The organism is Halorubrum sp. LN27, assembly GCF_016635065.1.
Classification (GTDB): domain Archaea; phylum Halobacteriota; class Halobacteria; order Halobacteriales; family Haloferacaceae; genus Halorubrum; species Halorubrum salipaludis.
In genome coordinates this window covers 1,305,870-1,321,383 of sequence record NZ_JAEPET010000001.1, presented here as the reverse complement: position 1 = coordinate 1,321,383, position 15,514 = coordinate 1,305,870, and the positions used below count along the sequence as shown (strand labels likewise).

The following is a 15,514-nucleotide window of genomic DNA, read 5'->3' as shown; positions in this document are numbered from 1 at the left end:
TAAGTAGTCTACGGCCGTTCGACGAGATGAAGACTACAGTAGGATGAATTCAGAGAGACAGTCACATTAGTCTGAACCGATGCTTGATTCCTCCCAGACCTACGCAGCGTTGAGGTAGTCGTCGGGAGGATACCCGGCCTTCGAGACGAGTTTTCGTGCGTTCTTCCGGACGGCTTGGTTGGCGGGGCGCTCTTCGTGTGTCCGGATGTGGTCCTTGATCGAGGCTGCCACCTCGTCCATCAGATCCGGCCCCGCAATATCGAGCACGCTATTGAGCGTCTTCCGATAGCCGGTCTCCGATGCCGGGAATCCCTGACGGGAGCCGAGCACCTCGTCGTTTACCGACGCGATCTCGTACAGATGGCCGTTACGGCGGAGCTCCACGTCTCGTTCCATCACTGGCAGATAGAACGGAACCGGGTATATAATCGGGGATCGCCAATCTTGAGCGGATCCGGATCGCCTTGAGTAGCAATCCGGGGATTGCCAACTCTCACAATCGTCGGATTTCCTTTAACCAGGATCCCCGGATGGCTCATCTGCTCTTTCTCGTGACCGCTTTTGCCTCGGGTTTCACAGTTTCCATCGACGCTGGTCCGCGGTTCGGTTATCGTGGAGTTCCCGGAATGGTCTGCGAACCGCTCACGACGACGGTCGTCTTTCGTGGAGCTCTCCCGACCTAGGTCGATCCGGCACGAAGAAGCCACCAACCACCCAAAGGACTTTACCCCGACTCCGTCATGTGTATTTCACGAACCGCACGAAGGCGACGACCCCCGTCAGCCTGCGTGACGAACTCAAACCCGTCACTGGGGGGTCGCCTTATATACACCCGGCCGCCGTCCTGTCAATTTGCCCCGTCAGAAAACGTGACGGGCGCGACGGGATTTGAACCCGCGGCATCTTGGTCCGGAACCAAGTGCTCTGTCCGCTGAGCTACGCGCCCTCACGACCGGGTATCCGCGGCGAGCGTTTAACGCTTCTGACTGCGGTCGTCCGGGTGGCCCGGATCGCCCGGCGACGGGGGATCGGTGCGATCCGGGGCGGCGCCGTCGTCTCGCGGGGATGCCTCGAGGGGCGGGCGCCACTCGAAGCGGTCCCCCTCGCCGACGACCCCGCCGTCGGTGCGGGCGTCCTCCGCGGCGCGGTCGACGCCGTCGGGGGCGCCGGCGCCGCTACCGTCCTCGCTTCCGGACCCGATCGCGCCGACCAGCCGGCCGACCCACAGCAGGTCGGGGCGGCGCTCCACGGCGGCGGCCCAGACGACGAGCGCCGGCGGCAGCACCACGAGCGAGGCGACGTAGGCGAGCGAGATGCTCGCGGCGGTCAGGAGGCCGAACTGGCCGAGGATCGGAGTGATCGCGAGCACGAGCACGCCCGTCCCGAGCGCGGTGGTCGCCATGGTGCCGGTGAGCGCGCCGCCGGTGCCGCGGAGGGTGGTCTCGACCGCGGCGTCGGCGTCGCCGCACTCGACGTACTCGTCGTGGAAGCGGTGGGCGACGTGGACCGTGTAGTCGACCCCGAGCCCGATGGTGATAGAGAGGATCGTCGCGGTGAGCGCGTTGAAGGGGATCCCCGCCAGCCGCATCGTCGCGGTGAGCGCCGCGACGGTGACCGCCACCGGCACGAGCGTGACGAGCCCGAGCGCCGGACTGTCGAGGAACAGCCGGAAGAGGACGATCAACAGCAGCGCCGAGAGCCCCAGGGCGGCCGACAGCGAGACGATCGCCGACTCGAAGATCGTCTCGCTCACGGCCTGGAAGACGACGATCTGGCCGGTCGCGGTGGCGTCCCCGCGGTAGCGGTCGGCCACCGCGCGGGCGTCGGCGGTGATCGCGGCGTCGGAGGCGTCCGACTCCACGTCGTACACCACCCGCGTCGACCGGTCGTCGTCCGCGAGGTACTCGCCGGTGAAGCCGGCGTACCCCGAGTCGCGCAGCTCGCCGTAGATCCGGTCGAGGTTCCGGTTCGGCGGGCCGTCGTCGAGCGCCGACTCGTCGACGAGCCGCTCGAACTCGGGGTTCTGGTCGGCGTAGCCGTCGATCGCGTCGGTGACGCCGGTGGCGCTGGCGCGGCCGTCGCTCTCGACGAAGGTGTCGGGCGGGTCGCGCTCCGCGCGGTCGAGGCTCCGGAGGGCCGCGTCGCTGGTCATCCGCCGCTCGACGTATATCGTCACGGTGTCGTCCTCGCTGGTGGCGAAGTTCTCCGAGAGGAAGTCGATCGTCTCGGTCGCGGTGTACTCGCCGGGGTGCATCGGGGCGGGGAAGTAGTCGACGTAGCCGGGCTGCTCGCTCGGCGGCAGGAAGTCGTCGTCGTCGAACGTCGTGTCGACGCCCGCGCCGTAGCCGGCCGCGCCGGCGGTCAGGAGGAGGACGACGGCGAGGAAGACCGCGGGGGCCGGGCGAGAGATCGCGGTCAGCGACGGGAGCAGCCGCCCGAGCGCCGAGTCCTCGGATCCGAGCGGGCGGGAGCCGAACTCGGGGAGCGAGCGCTCCGCGCGCCAGCGGTCGACGAGCAGCTTCGCCGCCGGGAGGAAGCCGACGAAGATGACGAGGGTGAAACAGATGCCGATGCCGGCGACGAGCCCGAACTCCCGGAGGGGGTCGAGCGCGCTGGTCAGGTTCGCGAGGAAGCCGATGATCGTCGTCCCCGCGATGATCGAGTACGCGACCGTCAGCTGGCCGAGCGCGTCGCGCATCGCGGTCGTCGGCTCGACGCCGTCGGCGCGCTCCTCGCGGTAGCGGTTCACCGTGTGGATCCCGAAGTCGATCCCGATCGCGAGCAGGAGCACGGGCACCGCGATCAGCACGTCGGAGAAGGCGATGCCGGCGTAGCCGGTGAACCCGAACGTCCAGACGACGGTCATCAGCAGCGCGACCCCGCCCAGCACGAAGTCGAACGGGTCCCGGTACGCGTACGCCAAGAGCCCGAGGATGACGGCGAGCGCCGCCGGCACGACGATCGCGAGCGAGTCGAAGATCACCTGCGCGAACTCGTTGTCGACGATGCCGCCACCGAAGGCGGTGACGTCGCCCGGCCCGCGCTCGGCGACGTCGCGCGCCTCGAGCTGGAGCGCCTGGGCGTCGGCCGACGCGGGGAACGAGTGGGTGACGACGCCGAGCGCGGCGGACGCGGTCTGCGACTCCCGGTTGTAGTCGTCCGAGAGCAGCGTGTCGAACGCGGGGTCCTCGGCGGCCGCGGCGACCGCCTCGTCGATCTCCCCCTCGCTGGCGCGCTCGACGGCGTCGCGCGCGTCGGCCGCGGTCTCGACGTCCTCGTCGAGCTCGGTCGCCACGTCCATCGCCGGTGCGGACACCTCGGTCACCCGGAGGTCGTCCCGCTCTTCCAGCCGCTCCGCCGTCTCCAGCATCGCGAGCAGGCCGCGCCGGTCGAGCACGTTGCCGTCGCGCTGGATCAGCTGCGTCGTCGGCTCGTCGCCGCCGAACGCGGGCTCGAACTGTTCGTTCACCCGGTCGAGCGCGTCGGCCTCGTCGATCCCCTCGGTGAACTGGTCGCTGCCGGCCTCGGACTCCAGCAGGGCCATCCCCGGCGCGAAAAGCGCCGTGACGAGCAGGCAGGCGACGACGACCCGCTTCGGCCGGTCGACCACACGGTCCGTGATCGCCCGGAAGAGGCGCTCGACCCCCGGCATCTACCGGTCGCCGCCGAACCGCTCGCGGGCCCGGTCGCGGAGCCGCGAGAGTTCTCGGCTCACCCGACCGCGCTTCCAGACCGCCGCGGCGCCGAGCGCGAGCGCGCTCAGCAGGGCGACGATCCCGACCGGGGACCGGAGCACGCTGCCGCCGTCGTCGGTCGCGACGACGACGGGGAGCCGGTAGGTGTCGGAGAGCTGCTCGTCGCCGTCGGCGTCGTCGTACCGGAAGTCGACCGCGGCTGAGTAGGTCTTCCGCGCGGCGCCGCCGTCGGCGCTCACCTCGAAGGAGAGGGTCGTCTCCTCGCCCGGGTCCAGCGAGGTGACGAACGCCTCGTCGTCGTCCGAGGAGATGGGCTCGTCGACGAACAGCTTCGCCTGCACGTCCGTGACCGGCTCGGAGCCCGTGTTGCGGACGACCACGTCGTACCGGGCGGTCCCGCCGGGTTCGACCGACCCCGCGACGCCGCCGGCGTCGGTCCCGTTACCGCCCTCGCCGGCGTCGTCGCCGCTCGGCGCGACCGGCGAGACGGCGAACGTCTCCTGTTCGGGGCGCACGTCGACGACGGCGTCGTACGCGTCGGAGACGACCACGTCGTTATCGAGCCCGCGGTAGCGCACGGCGAGGTTGAGCGTTCGGTTGCCCGGGGTCGCGTCGCTGCGGATCCCGGCGTCGAACGTCGCCGTCGCGGTCTCGCCGACCCCGAGGTCGCCGACGGTCACCCGCGTCTCGCGGGGGACGACGTTCTCGTCGGCCGGGACCGTCTCCGCGCCGATGCCCTCCGGCGCCGGTGCCTCGTTGTCGAAGGCGACGACCGCGTTCTCCACCGGCCGGGGGCCGTCGTTGCGGACCTCGACCGTGAACGAGCCGTCCTTGCCGACCTCCAGCGAGCTGTTCAGCCCGGTCACGTCGAACGTCTGCCGCGAGAGGGGCGTCACGCCGGTCCGGACGGTCCGGGCGGTCGCGTCGGCGCGCTCGGCGTCGCGGTACTCCACGTCGAACTCCAGCGTCGAGGCCCGCGGCGTCGCGTCGGCCGCGGCGTCGAGCCGGTAGGTGAAGGTGCGGTTCTCGCCGGGCGCCCAGTCGTCGACGTACGTCTCCGTGCTCTCGGCGTCGGTGGCGAAGGTGAGGTCGGCGTCGACCGGCGTCGCCGTCACCGAGGCCTCGCGGGCGCTCTCGTTTTGCACGTTCCGCATCGTCACGTTCACCACGCCGGTGTCGCCGGCCTGCACCGCGCCGTCGACGGCGGTGACCGCGAACTGCGCGCGATCGGTGATCTCCACGTCGACGAACACGGTCTCGGTCTCGACGCGCTCGTCGCGGAGGGTCGCGCCGTTGTCGTCCTCCGCGTTGTAGACGTTCCGGTACTCCAGCTCGATCGGGACCCGGTACACGCCCGGCTCCGCGTCCTCGTCGGGGACGACGGTGAAGTCGATCGGTCCCGCCGTGCCGCGTCCCACGTCGCCGACGGTCTGCTCGCCGGTCCGCACGTCGAAGGGGACCTCGCGGTCGGTCTCGTCGCCGGTGAGGATCCGCGCGGTGGTCTCGTGGGCGGTCACCACCTCGGTCTCGAGGTCGTCGAACCCCTCTTCGTCCACGTCACCGCGGTTGTTCAGGCTCACCTGCAGCGTCGACTCTTCGCCGGGCACGAACGCCGTCTCCGGCGCGAACGCCTCGATGTCGGGATCGCCGCTGACCGTGTCGTTGGCGGCGACCAAGGCGGTGCCGGCCGCCAGCAGACAGCAGACCAGCGCGACGACCGCGACCCTCCGGATGCGACTCATATCGGTTGTCCGCGATAGGCCGCGCCGACGTAATACCCTTCGGGAACCTGAGAAAACATCGTATCAGTTTTCAGAAATAGATCGCGAACCGATCGGGAGACGAATACCGGTCCTCGATGCCTCGATCCGGATTCAGTCCCGAAATCGAGACGGGCGTGGCGAAACTAGCTCCGGTTTCAGCGCCACTCATTTATATATACTCGGCGTAGCCCGTCGCATGGAGTCGCTTCGCGACCTGGGGCTGTCGAGCTACGAGGACCGAGCGTACCGCGGGCTGCTCGCGCTCGGCACCGGGACCGCCGCGGACGTCGCCGCCGAGAGCGACGTGCCGAAGGGGCGCATCTACGACGCGCTCGGGGGGCTGGAGTCCCGCGGGCTCGTCCGGGTCCAGAGCGACCGGGAGCCGAAGCGGTACGCGCCGGTCGAGCCCGCGGTCGCCGTCGACCGGCTCGTCGGGGCGAAGCGCCGGGAGCTGGAGCGCCGGATCGAGACGTACGAGTCGGGGAAAGACGACCTGATCGACCAGCTGGCCGACGCGGAGACGACCGACGACCGGTTCTGGACCGCCGCGGTCGGCGCCGACGACTCGCTCGACCTCCTCTTCGAGCGGATCGACGCCGCGTCGGAGTCGCTCGTGGTCGTCGCCACCGAAGTCTCCTCGCAGTTCGAGGTGGACCGCGAGGGGCCGGTCCTCCTCGACCGGCTGCTCTCCGCGATCCGGCGCGGCGTCGACGTCTCGGTGCTGCTGTCGCCGGCGATGTTCGACGAGGCGCTGACCGCGATCGACGAGGACCGCGCCGTGCTCGCGATGGCGCAGGGGGCGTTCGCGCTCCGCGTGACCGACGACGTGTACGGGAACTTCTACCTCATCGACGACGAGGAGGTGTGCCTGGAGGTCGCCGACCCGCTCGCGCCGGACCGGCTGTTCGGCATGCTCGACCTGCGCGACCGCGGCTTCGCGACCCGCGTGAGCGACGGCTTCGCCGAGGCGTGGGAGTCGGCCGAGATCGTCGAGGACGTTTAAAAACGGGCGGAACGGCTCACCGATCCGATGACGGGATATCGCCCGAAGCAATCGGGCCCCGACACCGATTATCTTCTCCGATAATTTCGGGGCGCAGCTTTATCCGATCGCGTCCGAAGGGGAGACCGAACCACCGTGACCCTCCGCCCGACCGACCGCCCGTCGACCGCCCCCGGCGACGACCGACGGGAATCGGGCGACGGGTCAGGCGACGGGTCCGCTCCCCCGCCGGCGGGCCGGAACGGCGACGCGGGTGCGGGGAGCGGGGCCGACGGGGCCGAATCGTCCGATTCCGCCGCGTCGACCGGTCCGTCCGTCCCGGGCGCCGACCGGTTCGTCGCGGCGGTCGCGGTCGACGGCGAGGTGCTGTTCGCCGGCCCCTCGGTGCCCGCGGTGCTCGGGGTCGATCGGGCGGCCCTCGTCGGCGAGGACCTGCTGGAGCGCGTCCACCCGAACGACCGCGAGCCCGTCTCCGACGCGCTCTCGGCGGTCGCAACCGACCGGGTCGTCACCCACCGGCTCCGCCACGCGAACGGCGGCTTCGTCTGGGTGGAGTCCGTCGTCGACGAGGAGCTGGCCCCCGAGTTCGGCGGGCGCGTCGTCACCGCGCGCCGCGTCGACGCGGAGACGAGGTTCCCGGAGCGGTTCCGGGAGTTCTTAGAGTACGGGACCGACCTGGTCACCGTCGTCGACGCGGACGGCCGGGTCCGGTACGAGAGCCCCTCCGTCGAGGAGGTGCTCGGCTACGAGCAGGGGTCGACCGTAGGGCGCTCGCCGCTCGGCTACGTCCACCCGGACGACCGCGAGCGCGTGACCGAGCGCTTCTACCGCGCGCTCAACGACCCCGACGCGACCCCCACGATGGAGTACCGCTACCGCACCGCCGAGGGCGACTGGGTCTGGCTGGAGTCGCGAACCCGGTCGCTGCCGGCCGACGCCGCGGTCGGCGACCTGCTCATCAACTCGCGGGACGTGAGCGAGCGCAAGGCGCGCGAGCGCCGGCTCACCGACCGCAACGAGCGGCTCGACCGGTTCGCCAGCATCGTCTCGCACGACCTCCGGAACCCGCTGTCCGTGATCCGGGGGTCGATGGAGATGGCGCGGCTGAAAGAGGACACCGAGCCCTTAGAGCGCGGCGAGCGCGCCGTCGACCGGATCGACCAGCTGGTCTCGGAGCTGCTGACGCTCGCCCGGCAGGGCTCGGGGATCGACGAGCCGACCGAGTTCGCGCTCGGCGCCGTCGCCCGCGAGGCGTGGGACACCGCCGGATGCGAGCGGGCGAGGCTCGTCGTGGGCGCCGACGCGACGGTTCGCGGCGACCGCGGCCGCCTGCGGCAGGCGCTCGAGAACCTGTTCCGGAACGCGACGGAACACGCGGTTCCCGGCGGCTCGAACGACGCCCGAACGACCGACGGCGGGGAGGACCTCCCACTCACCGTGGTCGTGACCGCGACCGACGGGGGATTCCTCGTCGCCGACGACGGGCCCGGGATCGACCCGGCGCACCGCGAGGACGTCTTCGACCCCGGCTTCACGACCCGCGAGGACGGGACGGGATACGGGCTCGACATCGTCCGCGAAGTCGTCGAGTCGCACGGCTGGGCGATCGGCCTCCGGGGCGACGACACCGAGCCCGCGGCCCCCGACGACGTGCCGGTCCCGGACGGCGCGTGCTTCGTGGTCCGGGGCCCCGACCCCGACGCGGCCGAGGCGGGCGAGCCGTGGATCGACAGGTCAGTAACCCACGACTGAAGTCCTGTCTCTTACCCACAACTCCTATCGCTGTAGTTCGCCGAGAAAGAGGCCAAGATGCAGAGTGGTTCACAGAACCGGCGGTCTGACGTAGACGATGAGAGTGAGCGATGTGAGACAGATGTCTCTGGCAAGGTTCGTGAGGAGTTCCAGTCTGCTGAGTTTGGTGACCAACGGCTTACGAAGCGATTGATAGAGGTCGGAGATCGGCTCGGCAGGGCACCTGCCGAGTCGATCCCAAACGCGTGCGAAGACTGGGCCTCCACAAAGGCTACGTACCGATTTTGCGACAACGAGCGTGTGGATCCGAACGAGATTCTTGATGCACATAAGCGAGCACAACGGTCACGAGTGCAGGACAACGACGAGCTCTTGGTCGTCTCCGACACCACTGAACTCGTCTTTCCGAGACATCCGTCGAAGGAAGGGCTTGGCGACATCGGCAACTCCAAGACAGATCTTGAAGGCGTCAAAGTTCACTCGACGATTGGACTTGATCCACAGACTCACCGCATGACGGGGGTCATCGATCAGCAATCGCTGATCGAGGACCAGCAAGCCAGCACGAAGCACGATGCGAATGGAAAGAACGATCCAGTCGAATTAGAGAGTGAACAGGAAAAATGGATTCGGGGAGATAGACAAGCCAGCGACTGGCTTGCCGAGGAGGTTCGGCCGATATTCATCCACGACCGAGGAGCTGACGCATTTGCCTTCTACCGCGAAGTTACAGACGACTTGGACGCTGGATTCGTCGTCCGTGCGAATCAGAACCGGTGTATTCAGACGCCGTCCGGAACGGACGGCCGTCTGATTGACTGGAGTGAAGACCTTCTTGAACAAGGTCGCACGTCTATCGAGATTGACCAAGGGAGCGGAAGAGAGGCCAGAGAAGCTGAGCTACTCGTCAAAGCCGGTTCATGTGAGTTACTCCCTCCAAAGAACGATTCAACTCATACGGATCCAGTTGAGGTAAACGTCGTACGAATCGACGAACTTGGAGAACAAGATGACCCGATTCAGTGGGTGTTACTCACCACTGAATCGGTCGATACGTTCAGTGATTCGCTGAGGGTGGTAGAGTCCTACCGCGCCCGGTGGACGATCGAAGACTGGCACAAGGTGCTGAAAACTGGATGCCGAATCGAGGAACGCCGGCTAGAAACATGGGAACGTATGGAGGTCTTGTTGAGTGTCTACTCGGTAATTGCGTGGAAGGTGCTGGAGTTGCGGGAACTTGCTCGGGGAGAGACATACTACTCACCTGATGTCCTCCTGAGCGAGACTGAACGGTCAATTCTGGAAACGAAATTTCCAGAATTGACCGACAATGGGGATCAAGCGTACGCAATTGCGGTTGCGAAGATCGGTGGCTACCTTGACCGAAGTTCCGATCCACCGCCTGGTTGGGAGACGATGTGGAAAGGTCTCAAGAAACTTCAGACCTGGGCGGAGGGATACGAACTGCACTCCTGAGACTTATGGGTAAGAGACAGGACTGAAGTCGTGGACTTGTCAGTGGACTCCCCTTCTACCGTCGAATCGACGGAGGCGATAAACTCGCCGTTCAGGTTCAGCGTCCCTGACTTGAGCGCACACTGACAGGGTGCGCCTCCATCCGAAGACGTCTGCCTCGAATGGAGTCGTTTCAACAGTTTTCGAGCAATATTCTTGCTCGCGTTGTAGTCCGCGTTCAGTTCGTACGCGCACTTTTGACACACAAACTGGTGTTTCGATCGTCGATTCGTCTCGTGCGTAAAGCCGCACTTCGAACATCGCTGGCTCGTGTACGCAGGACTCACCTGCTCGACCTCGATACCGAGCATCTCGGCTTTGTACTCGACGTACTCGTACAAGCGCCGGAACGCCCACGCGTGGAAGCGCTTTGCACCAGCCATCCGCGTGCGAATATCGGTCAGATCCTCGAATGCAATGTGTGTACACCCGTGGTCGCGAGCTTCGTCGAGAATCTGGTTCGAGGCACGGTGGAGTTCGTCCTGCATCCAGCAGTGTTCACGGTTTTCCATCGACTGAATCGACAGGTGGGCCGACCGCGTCCCCGCCTGTTGCATCGACCCGCGAGTCTTCTCAAACTCGCGGCGTCGATGGGTTATCTCGTCGGCATTCCCGATGAACGCGCCCGTAGAAGTCACGGCAAGCGAGCCGTCCACGTTTAGGTCAACGCCAAGGACTGTTCTGTGCTTGGCGTTAGAAGAAGCAGCTGTGGACTGCTCATGTTCGTCGGTTTGGGTACGACGCATTCGCGCGTGGAGGTAGAACGCTTCGGTCGAGCGGTCGTACTGGAGCGTGGACATCCGGAACTCGTAGTCCTCGTTCAGCAGGTACTCACCGATCGGTGTCCCCTCGGGTTCGTCGGGAATCACATAATCACATTCGACGCGCCCGTGTACCGTTGAAAGGGACACGTGGTCGCGGTGGAACGTCGCGCTGCGCTTGTCGTAGACGACGCTCCACGCGTTGAAGTGTGGTTGACTGGTGGTCTCACCTTTCTTGAGTCGGGCGACACCGCTTTTGGTAGCCTCAATAGCGCGCCGAATCCCCTTCTGCACGAGGTTCGCAGTCAACTCCGTTTCGTTGCGAAGTCGCTCGTAGAGCGCGTTCTCGGCTTGCTGTTTTGAGGTGACGCAATACTCGTCCGGGTGTCTCCACGCCCATTCTGCGGTCGTGTTCGCACAGTGGAGAAACTGGTCTTTCGTCTGATGGAGGTCGTCGCACCGCTCGTGGGGTACGTCGAGTTTAACTTTGACGGTGCGAATCACGTCCTCCATCCGTACTTCACATTTTGATCTATTTATTTATAAATTTACGGCTGGTGTCGGGGAGTTGGGTTGCTACTACTCGTGGTTTGTGTCGAGCCTTAGCGGATTCCTCCAACAAGTAAACACGTGGGCTTCTTCCTTGCATCTCTGTGAGCGTAGTCGACGCGCCGCCGACCCGCGCGCCGACGCCGGGCCGTCCCGTCGCGTTTATTTCTCTCGCCCGCCAATCCGGCCCGTGACCCCCGTCGACGCCACCGTCCGGCCGGTCGACCGCGCCGACCTCCTCGCCGTGGTGCGGATCGAGCGCGCGTGCTTCTCGGACCCGTGGCCGTACGACGCCTTCGAGCGGCTGCTCGACGAGCCGGCGTTCCTCGTCGCGGAGCGGGAGGGGGCGGTGGTCGGCTACGTCGTCGCGGACTCGACCCCGAACCACGGGCGCGACATCGGCCACGTCAAGGACCTGGCGGTCCACCCCGAGGCGCGCGAGCAGGGGATCGGGCGGACCCTGCTCCGGTCCGCGCTCGCGCGGCTCCGCGCCGTCGGCGTCGCCGTCGTGCGGCTGGAGGTCCGCGAGAGCAACGCGGCCGCGCGCTCGCTGTACGCGGACGAGGGGTTCGACCCGATCCGCCGCGTCTCGAACTACTACCGGGACGGCGAGGACGCGCTCGTGCTCGTCGTGGACCTCGCGGAGTGGAGCGCGGGGGTCGACGCCGGCTGACCGCCGGGCGACGAAGCGGCTCGCCGGGCGGGGTTTGACAAGGCTTAGTGCCCGCGAGACCGACCGGACCGACATGAGTTCGGTTCCCGAGCGGTCCGACATCGACGAGACGTACAAGTGGGATCTGGAGAGCATCTACGCGGACGACGAGGCGTGGGAGGCGGCCTACGAGGCGGTCTCGGACCGGATCGAGGAGCTCGCGGCGTACGAGGGACGGGTCGCCGACGACGCCGCGACGCTCCTCGAACTGCTCGAACTCCGCGAGGAGATCTTCCGCGAACTTCAGCAGGTGACGACGTACGCCCGGCTCCGCAGCGCCGAGGACACACGGAACCAGGAGTACCAGGCGATGTCCGCGAAGGCGTCGGCGCTCGGCTCCGAGGCGTCGAGCGCGATCTCCTACCTCGAACCGGAGCTGCAGTCGCTCTCCGAGGCGGCGGTGGACTCGTTCGTCGACGACGAGCCCGACCTCGCCGAGTACGAGCACTACCTCGACGACGTGTTGCGGATGAAGGAACACACGCGCTCGGCGGAGGTCGAGGAGGTGCTCGCGGACCTGTCAGAGGTCACCGACGCCCCGAGCGAGATCTACTCGATGCTGACGAACGCGGACATGACCTACGGCGTCGTCGAGGACCCCGACGGCGAGGAGGTGGAGATCACGCAGGCGAACTTCACGAAGCTCCAGAAGAACCCGGACCGCGAGTTCCGCGAGCGCGTCCACGAGACGTTCTACGACGAGTGGGCGGGCGTCCGCAACACCGTGGGCACCTCCTTAGAGAAGGCCGTCCGCGAGCACGCGACGAGCGCCGAGATCCGCGGGTACGACTCCGCGCGGCAGGCCGCGCTCGACGGCTCGAACGTCCCGGTCGAGGTGTACGACACCCTCGTCGACAGCGTCGACGACAACCTCGGCGTGCTCCACCGCCACGCCGAGCTGAAGGCGGAGGCCCTCGGCGTCGACCAGCTGCAGAGCCACGACCTCTACATGTCGCTGACGGGCGATCAGGGGCCCGACGTGGAGTACGAGCAGGCCCGCGAGTGGGTGATCGAGGCGGTCGCGCCGCTGGGCGAGGCGTACCAGGATCGGATGGCCGAGGGGCTCGACTCGCGGTGGGTCGACGTGTACGAGAACCGCGGGAAGCGCTCCGGCGCGTTCTCCTCGGGGACGTACGACACCCAGCCGTTCATCCTGATGAACTACCAGGACGACATCTCCTCGATGTTCACGCTGGCCCACGAGCTGGGCCACTCGATGCACTCGGAGCTGGCTGGCGACGCGCAGCCGTGGCACGACGCGAGCTACGAGATCTTCGTCGCCGAGATCGCCTCCACCGTCAACGAGACGCTGCTCACCCACCACCTGCTCGACACGGTCGAGGACGACGCGCTCCGCACGCACGTCCTCGACGAGTACCTCGAACGCTTCCGCTCGACGCTCTTCCGCCAGACGATGTTCGCGGCCTTCGAGCAGCGCATCCACGAGCGCGTCGAGGCCGGCGAGGCGCTCACGCCCGACGCCTTCGACGAGATCTACGCCGACCTCAAGGGCGACTACTACGCGCCCGCGGAGCTGACCGGCGGCATCGAGCGCGAGTGGGAGCGGATTCCTCATTTTTACTACAACTTCTACGTCTATCAGTACGCGACCGGGATTTCGGCCGCGGCGGCGATCGTCGAGCGCGTCTTAGAGGAGGGCGAGGCGGCCGCCGCCGACTACCGCGAGATGCTGAAGGCGGGCGGCTCCGACTACCCCCTCGACGTCGTCGAGCTCGCGGGGATCGACATGGCCTCGCCCGACCCGATCGAGTCGGCCGTCGGGATCTACGACGACTACCTCGACGAGGTCGCGGCGCTGCTCGACCTGGAGTAGGCGGCGAGGGCCCCTGGGGGAAATAGTGAAGACGCCGACGCGAGTCGTCACGGTATGCTCGGCGTCGAGGTGTCAGGAGCCGCCATCGTCTTCCTCCTCATTCTCGTCGTGTTGGCGGCGTTTATCACCGAGGTGGTTCCGAACGACGTGACCGCGATCGGCGTCGTCGCCACGCTGGCGATCCTCGAGCCGTGGACCGGTGTCGGGTCACGGACGGCGATTTCGGGGTTCGCGAACCCCGCGACCGTCACGATCATCGCGATGTACATGCTCAGCGCGGGCGTCCAAGCCACCGGACTCGTGGAGCGTCTCGGCGTGTATCTCGCCGATTTCACCGCCGGACGGGAGTTTCGCGCCCTCGTCGCGACCGTCTGTACGACCGGACCGATCGCGGGATTCGTGAACAACACGCCCGTCGTCGCGGTGTTCATCCCGATGGTCACCGGACTCGCGGAGGACACGGATCTGAGCCCCTCGAAGCTCCTGCTCCCGCTGTCGTACGCCGCAATCCTCGGCGGAACGCTGACCCTCATCGGGACCTCGACGAACATCCTCGCGAGCGACTTCGCCCGCCTCCTCATCGACGGCCGGAACGGTATCAGCATGTTCGAGTTCACGGGGCTCGGTGTCGTCCTCCTCGCCGTCGGTCTCGCGTACCTGCTCACGGTCGGGTGGCGACTCACCCCCGCTCGCGTCCCGGTCGACAGCGACCCGGTCGCGGAGTTCGATCTGAGCGACTATCTCGCGTTCCTGTACGTCAGACCGGACGCCGCTCCCGTCGGCCAGTCGGTCGAGGCGTTCGACACCGAGCATCCGGATGTCCGCGTTCTACAGGTGCGGCGGGGCGGGGAGGCGTACGCCGGCCCGCACTCCGACCGGATCATCGAGACCGGCGACCTGCTCGTCGTTCACGGCGAACTCCGGGATGTCAACCGGTTTCGCGAGCGAACGGGACTCGGCCGGCGACCGCGGAGGTCCGTGACGGAAGCGACGTTCGAGTCGGCCGAGACCGACGGGATACTCGCCAAGGCGGTCGTTCCCGAGCACTCCTCGTTCGTGGGCGAAACCGTCTCCGAGACCGGCCTCCACGAGTTCCACGAGACCACCGTGCTCGCGGTCCGTCGCGGAGACGAGCTGACGCGGACCGATCTCTCTGATTACGCGTTACAGGCGGGCGATCTCCTGCTCGTGCGGACGACGCCGGCGTCGGTCCGATACTTCACCGACACCGGTGACCTCGTCGTCGCCGACGAGCGCGCGCTCGATCGGTTGGCCGACGCCGACGCCGACGAGCTCGCGCCCCTGTCCCCGAAGACGCCGATCGCGGTCGGGATCCTCGCCGGCGTCGTCGGCCTCGCCGCGTTCGACGTGCTTCCGATCGTGATCGCCGCGCTGGCGGGCGTCGTCGCGATGGTCACCACCGGCTGTCTGACGACCGCGGACGCGTACGACGCCGTCTCGTGGAACGTGATCTTCCTGCTGGCCGGGGTGATCCCGCTCGGCGTCGCGTTGGAGTCCACCGGCGGCGCCGCGCTCGTCTCCGAGTTCCTCGTCTCGACGGGGAGCGTCCTGCCGCCGATCGGAGTGATGTTCGCGCTGTACGCGGTCGCCAGCGTGCTCGCGAGCGTGATCACCCCGGTGGCGACGGCGGTGTTGATGATCCCCGTCGGCGTGAACGCCGCGACGCAGCTCGGTGCGAACGAGTTCTCGTTCCTCCTCGCGGTGATGTTCGCGTCCGCGACGTCGTTCATGACCCCGGTCGGCTATCAGACGAACCTCATGGTGTACGGGCCGGGCGGATACGAGTTCGCCGACTTCCTGCGCGTCGGCGGACCGCTCCAACTGCTGCTCGCCGTCGTCGCGACCGCCGGTATCGCCGCCATCTGGGGGGTCTAGCGACGCCCGTCCCGTTTCGGCGGCTGCCCCGTCC

Annotated in this window: 10 protein-coding genes and 1 tRNA gene; 6 read left to right on the top strand and 5 right to left on the bottom strand. The window is 67.3% G+C overall.

All coding sequences use genetic code 11. The features are described from left to right. Positions 1-99: 99 nt before the first annotated feature. The 4 genes from JIN95_RS06525 to JIN95_RS06510 form a co-directional block, all read right to left on the bottom strand. Complete coding sequence (locus tag JIN95_RS06525; RefSeq protein ID WP_200530860.1) at positions 100-396, bottom strand: hypothetical protein; 297 nt, start codon at positions 394-396, stop codon at positions 100-102. A gap of 477 nt (positions 397-873) precedes the next feature. Then, positions 874-946 (bottom strand) — tRNA-Arg (locus JIN95_RS06520). Positions 947-973: 27 nt separating this feature from the next. Next, positions 974-3,652, bottom strand: a complete 2,679-nt coding sequence (locus JIN95_RS06515; protein WP_200530858.1) for an MMPL family transporter — start codon at positions 3,650-3,652, stop codon at positions 974-976. Next, entirely contained in the window at positions 3,653-5,437 is a 1,785-nt protein-coding gene (locus JIN95_RS06510) for a CARDB domain-containing protein (protein ID WP_200530856.1), read from the bottom strand. Positions 5,438-5,654: 217 nt separating this feature from the next. On the opposite strand from JIN95_RS06510, the gene JIN95_RS06505 reads away from it, so the two are divergent. The 3 genes from JIN95_RS06505 to JIN95_RS06495 all read left to right on the top strand — a co-directional run bounded on the left by JIN95_RS06505 (position 5,655) and on the right by JIN95_RS06495 (position 9,689). Continuing rightward, positions 5,655-6,461, top strand: a complete 807-nt coding sequence (locus JIN95_RS06505; protein WP_095636970.1) for a helix-turn-helix domain-containing protein — start codon at positions 5,655-5,657, stop codon at positions 6,459-6,461. 135 nt (positions 6,462-6,596) lie between these two features. Beyond that, positions 6,597-8,213, top strand: coding sequence for a PAS domain-containing protein (locus tag JIN95_RS06500; RefSeq protein ID WP_200530855.1), 1,617 nt, complete (start codon positions 6,597-6,599; stop codon positions 8,211-8,213). Positions 8,214-8,270: 57 nt separating this feature from the next. Then, positions 8,271-9,689 (top strand): IS4 family transposase, encoded by a 1,419-nt coding sequence (locus tag JIN95_RS06495; RefSeq protein ID WP_200530274.1) that lies wholly within the window; start codon positions 8,271-8,273, stop codon positions 9,687-9,689. On the opposite strand, the gene JIN95_RS06490 is transcribed toward JIN95_RS06495, so the two are convergent. Then, positions 9,653-11,002 carry an RNA-guided endonuclease TnpB family protein gene (locus JIN95_RS06490; protein ID WP_200530851.1) on the bottom strand — a complete coding sequence of 450 codons (1,350 nt, stop codon included), beginning with the start codon at positions 11,000-11,002 and terminating at the stop codon, positions 9,653-9,655. The genes JIN95_RS06495 and JIN95_RS06490 overlap by 37 nt on opposite strands. Before the next feature lie 226 nt (positions 11,003-11,228). Between JIN95_RS06490 and rimI the strand changes: the two genes are divergently transcribed. The 3 genes from rimI to JIN95_RS06475 all read left to right on the top strand — a co-directional run bounded on the left by rimI (position 11,229) and on the right by JIN95_RS06475 (position 15,480). Then, complete coding sequence (gene rimI / locus JIN95_RS06485; protein WP_095636972.1) at positions 11,229-11,711, top strand: ribosomal protein S18-alanine N-acetyltransferase; 483 nt, start codon at positions 11,229-11,231, stop codon at positions 11,709-11,711. A 73-nt stretch (positions 11,712-11,784) separates the two neighbouring features. Next, a complete protein-coding gene (gene pepF / locus JIN95_RS06480) occupies positions 11,785-13,584 on the top strand; it encodes an oligoendopeptidase F (RefSeq protein WP_200530850.1) in 1,800 nt (599 codons plus the stop codon). Between the two features lie 54 nt (positions 13,585-13,638). Then, positions 13,639-15,480, top strand: a complete 1,842-nt coding sequence (locus tag JIN95_RS06475) for an SLC13 family permease (RefSeq protein ID WP_095636974.1) — start codon at positions 13,639-13,641, stop codon at positions 15,478-15,480. Positions 15,481-15,514 lie beyond the last annotated feature (34 nt).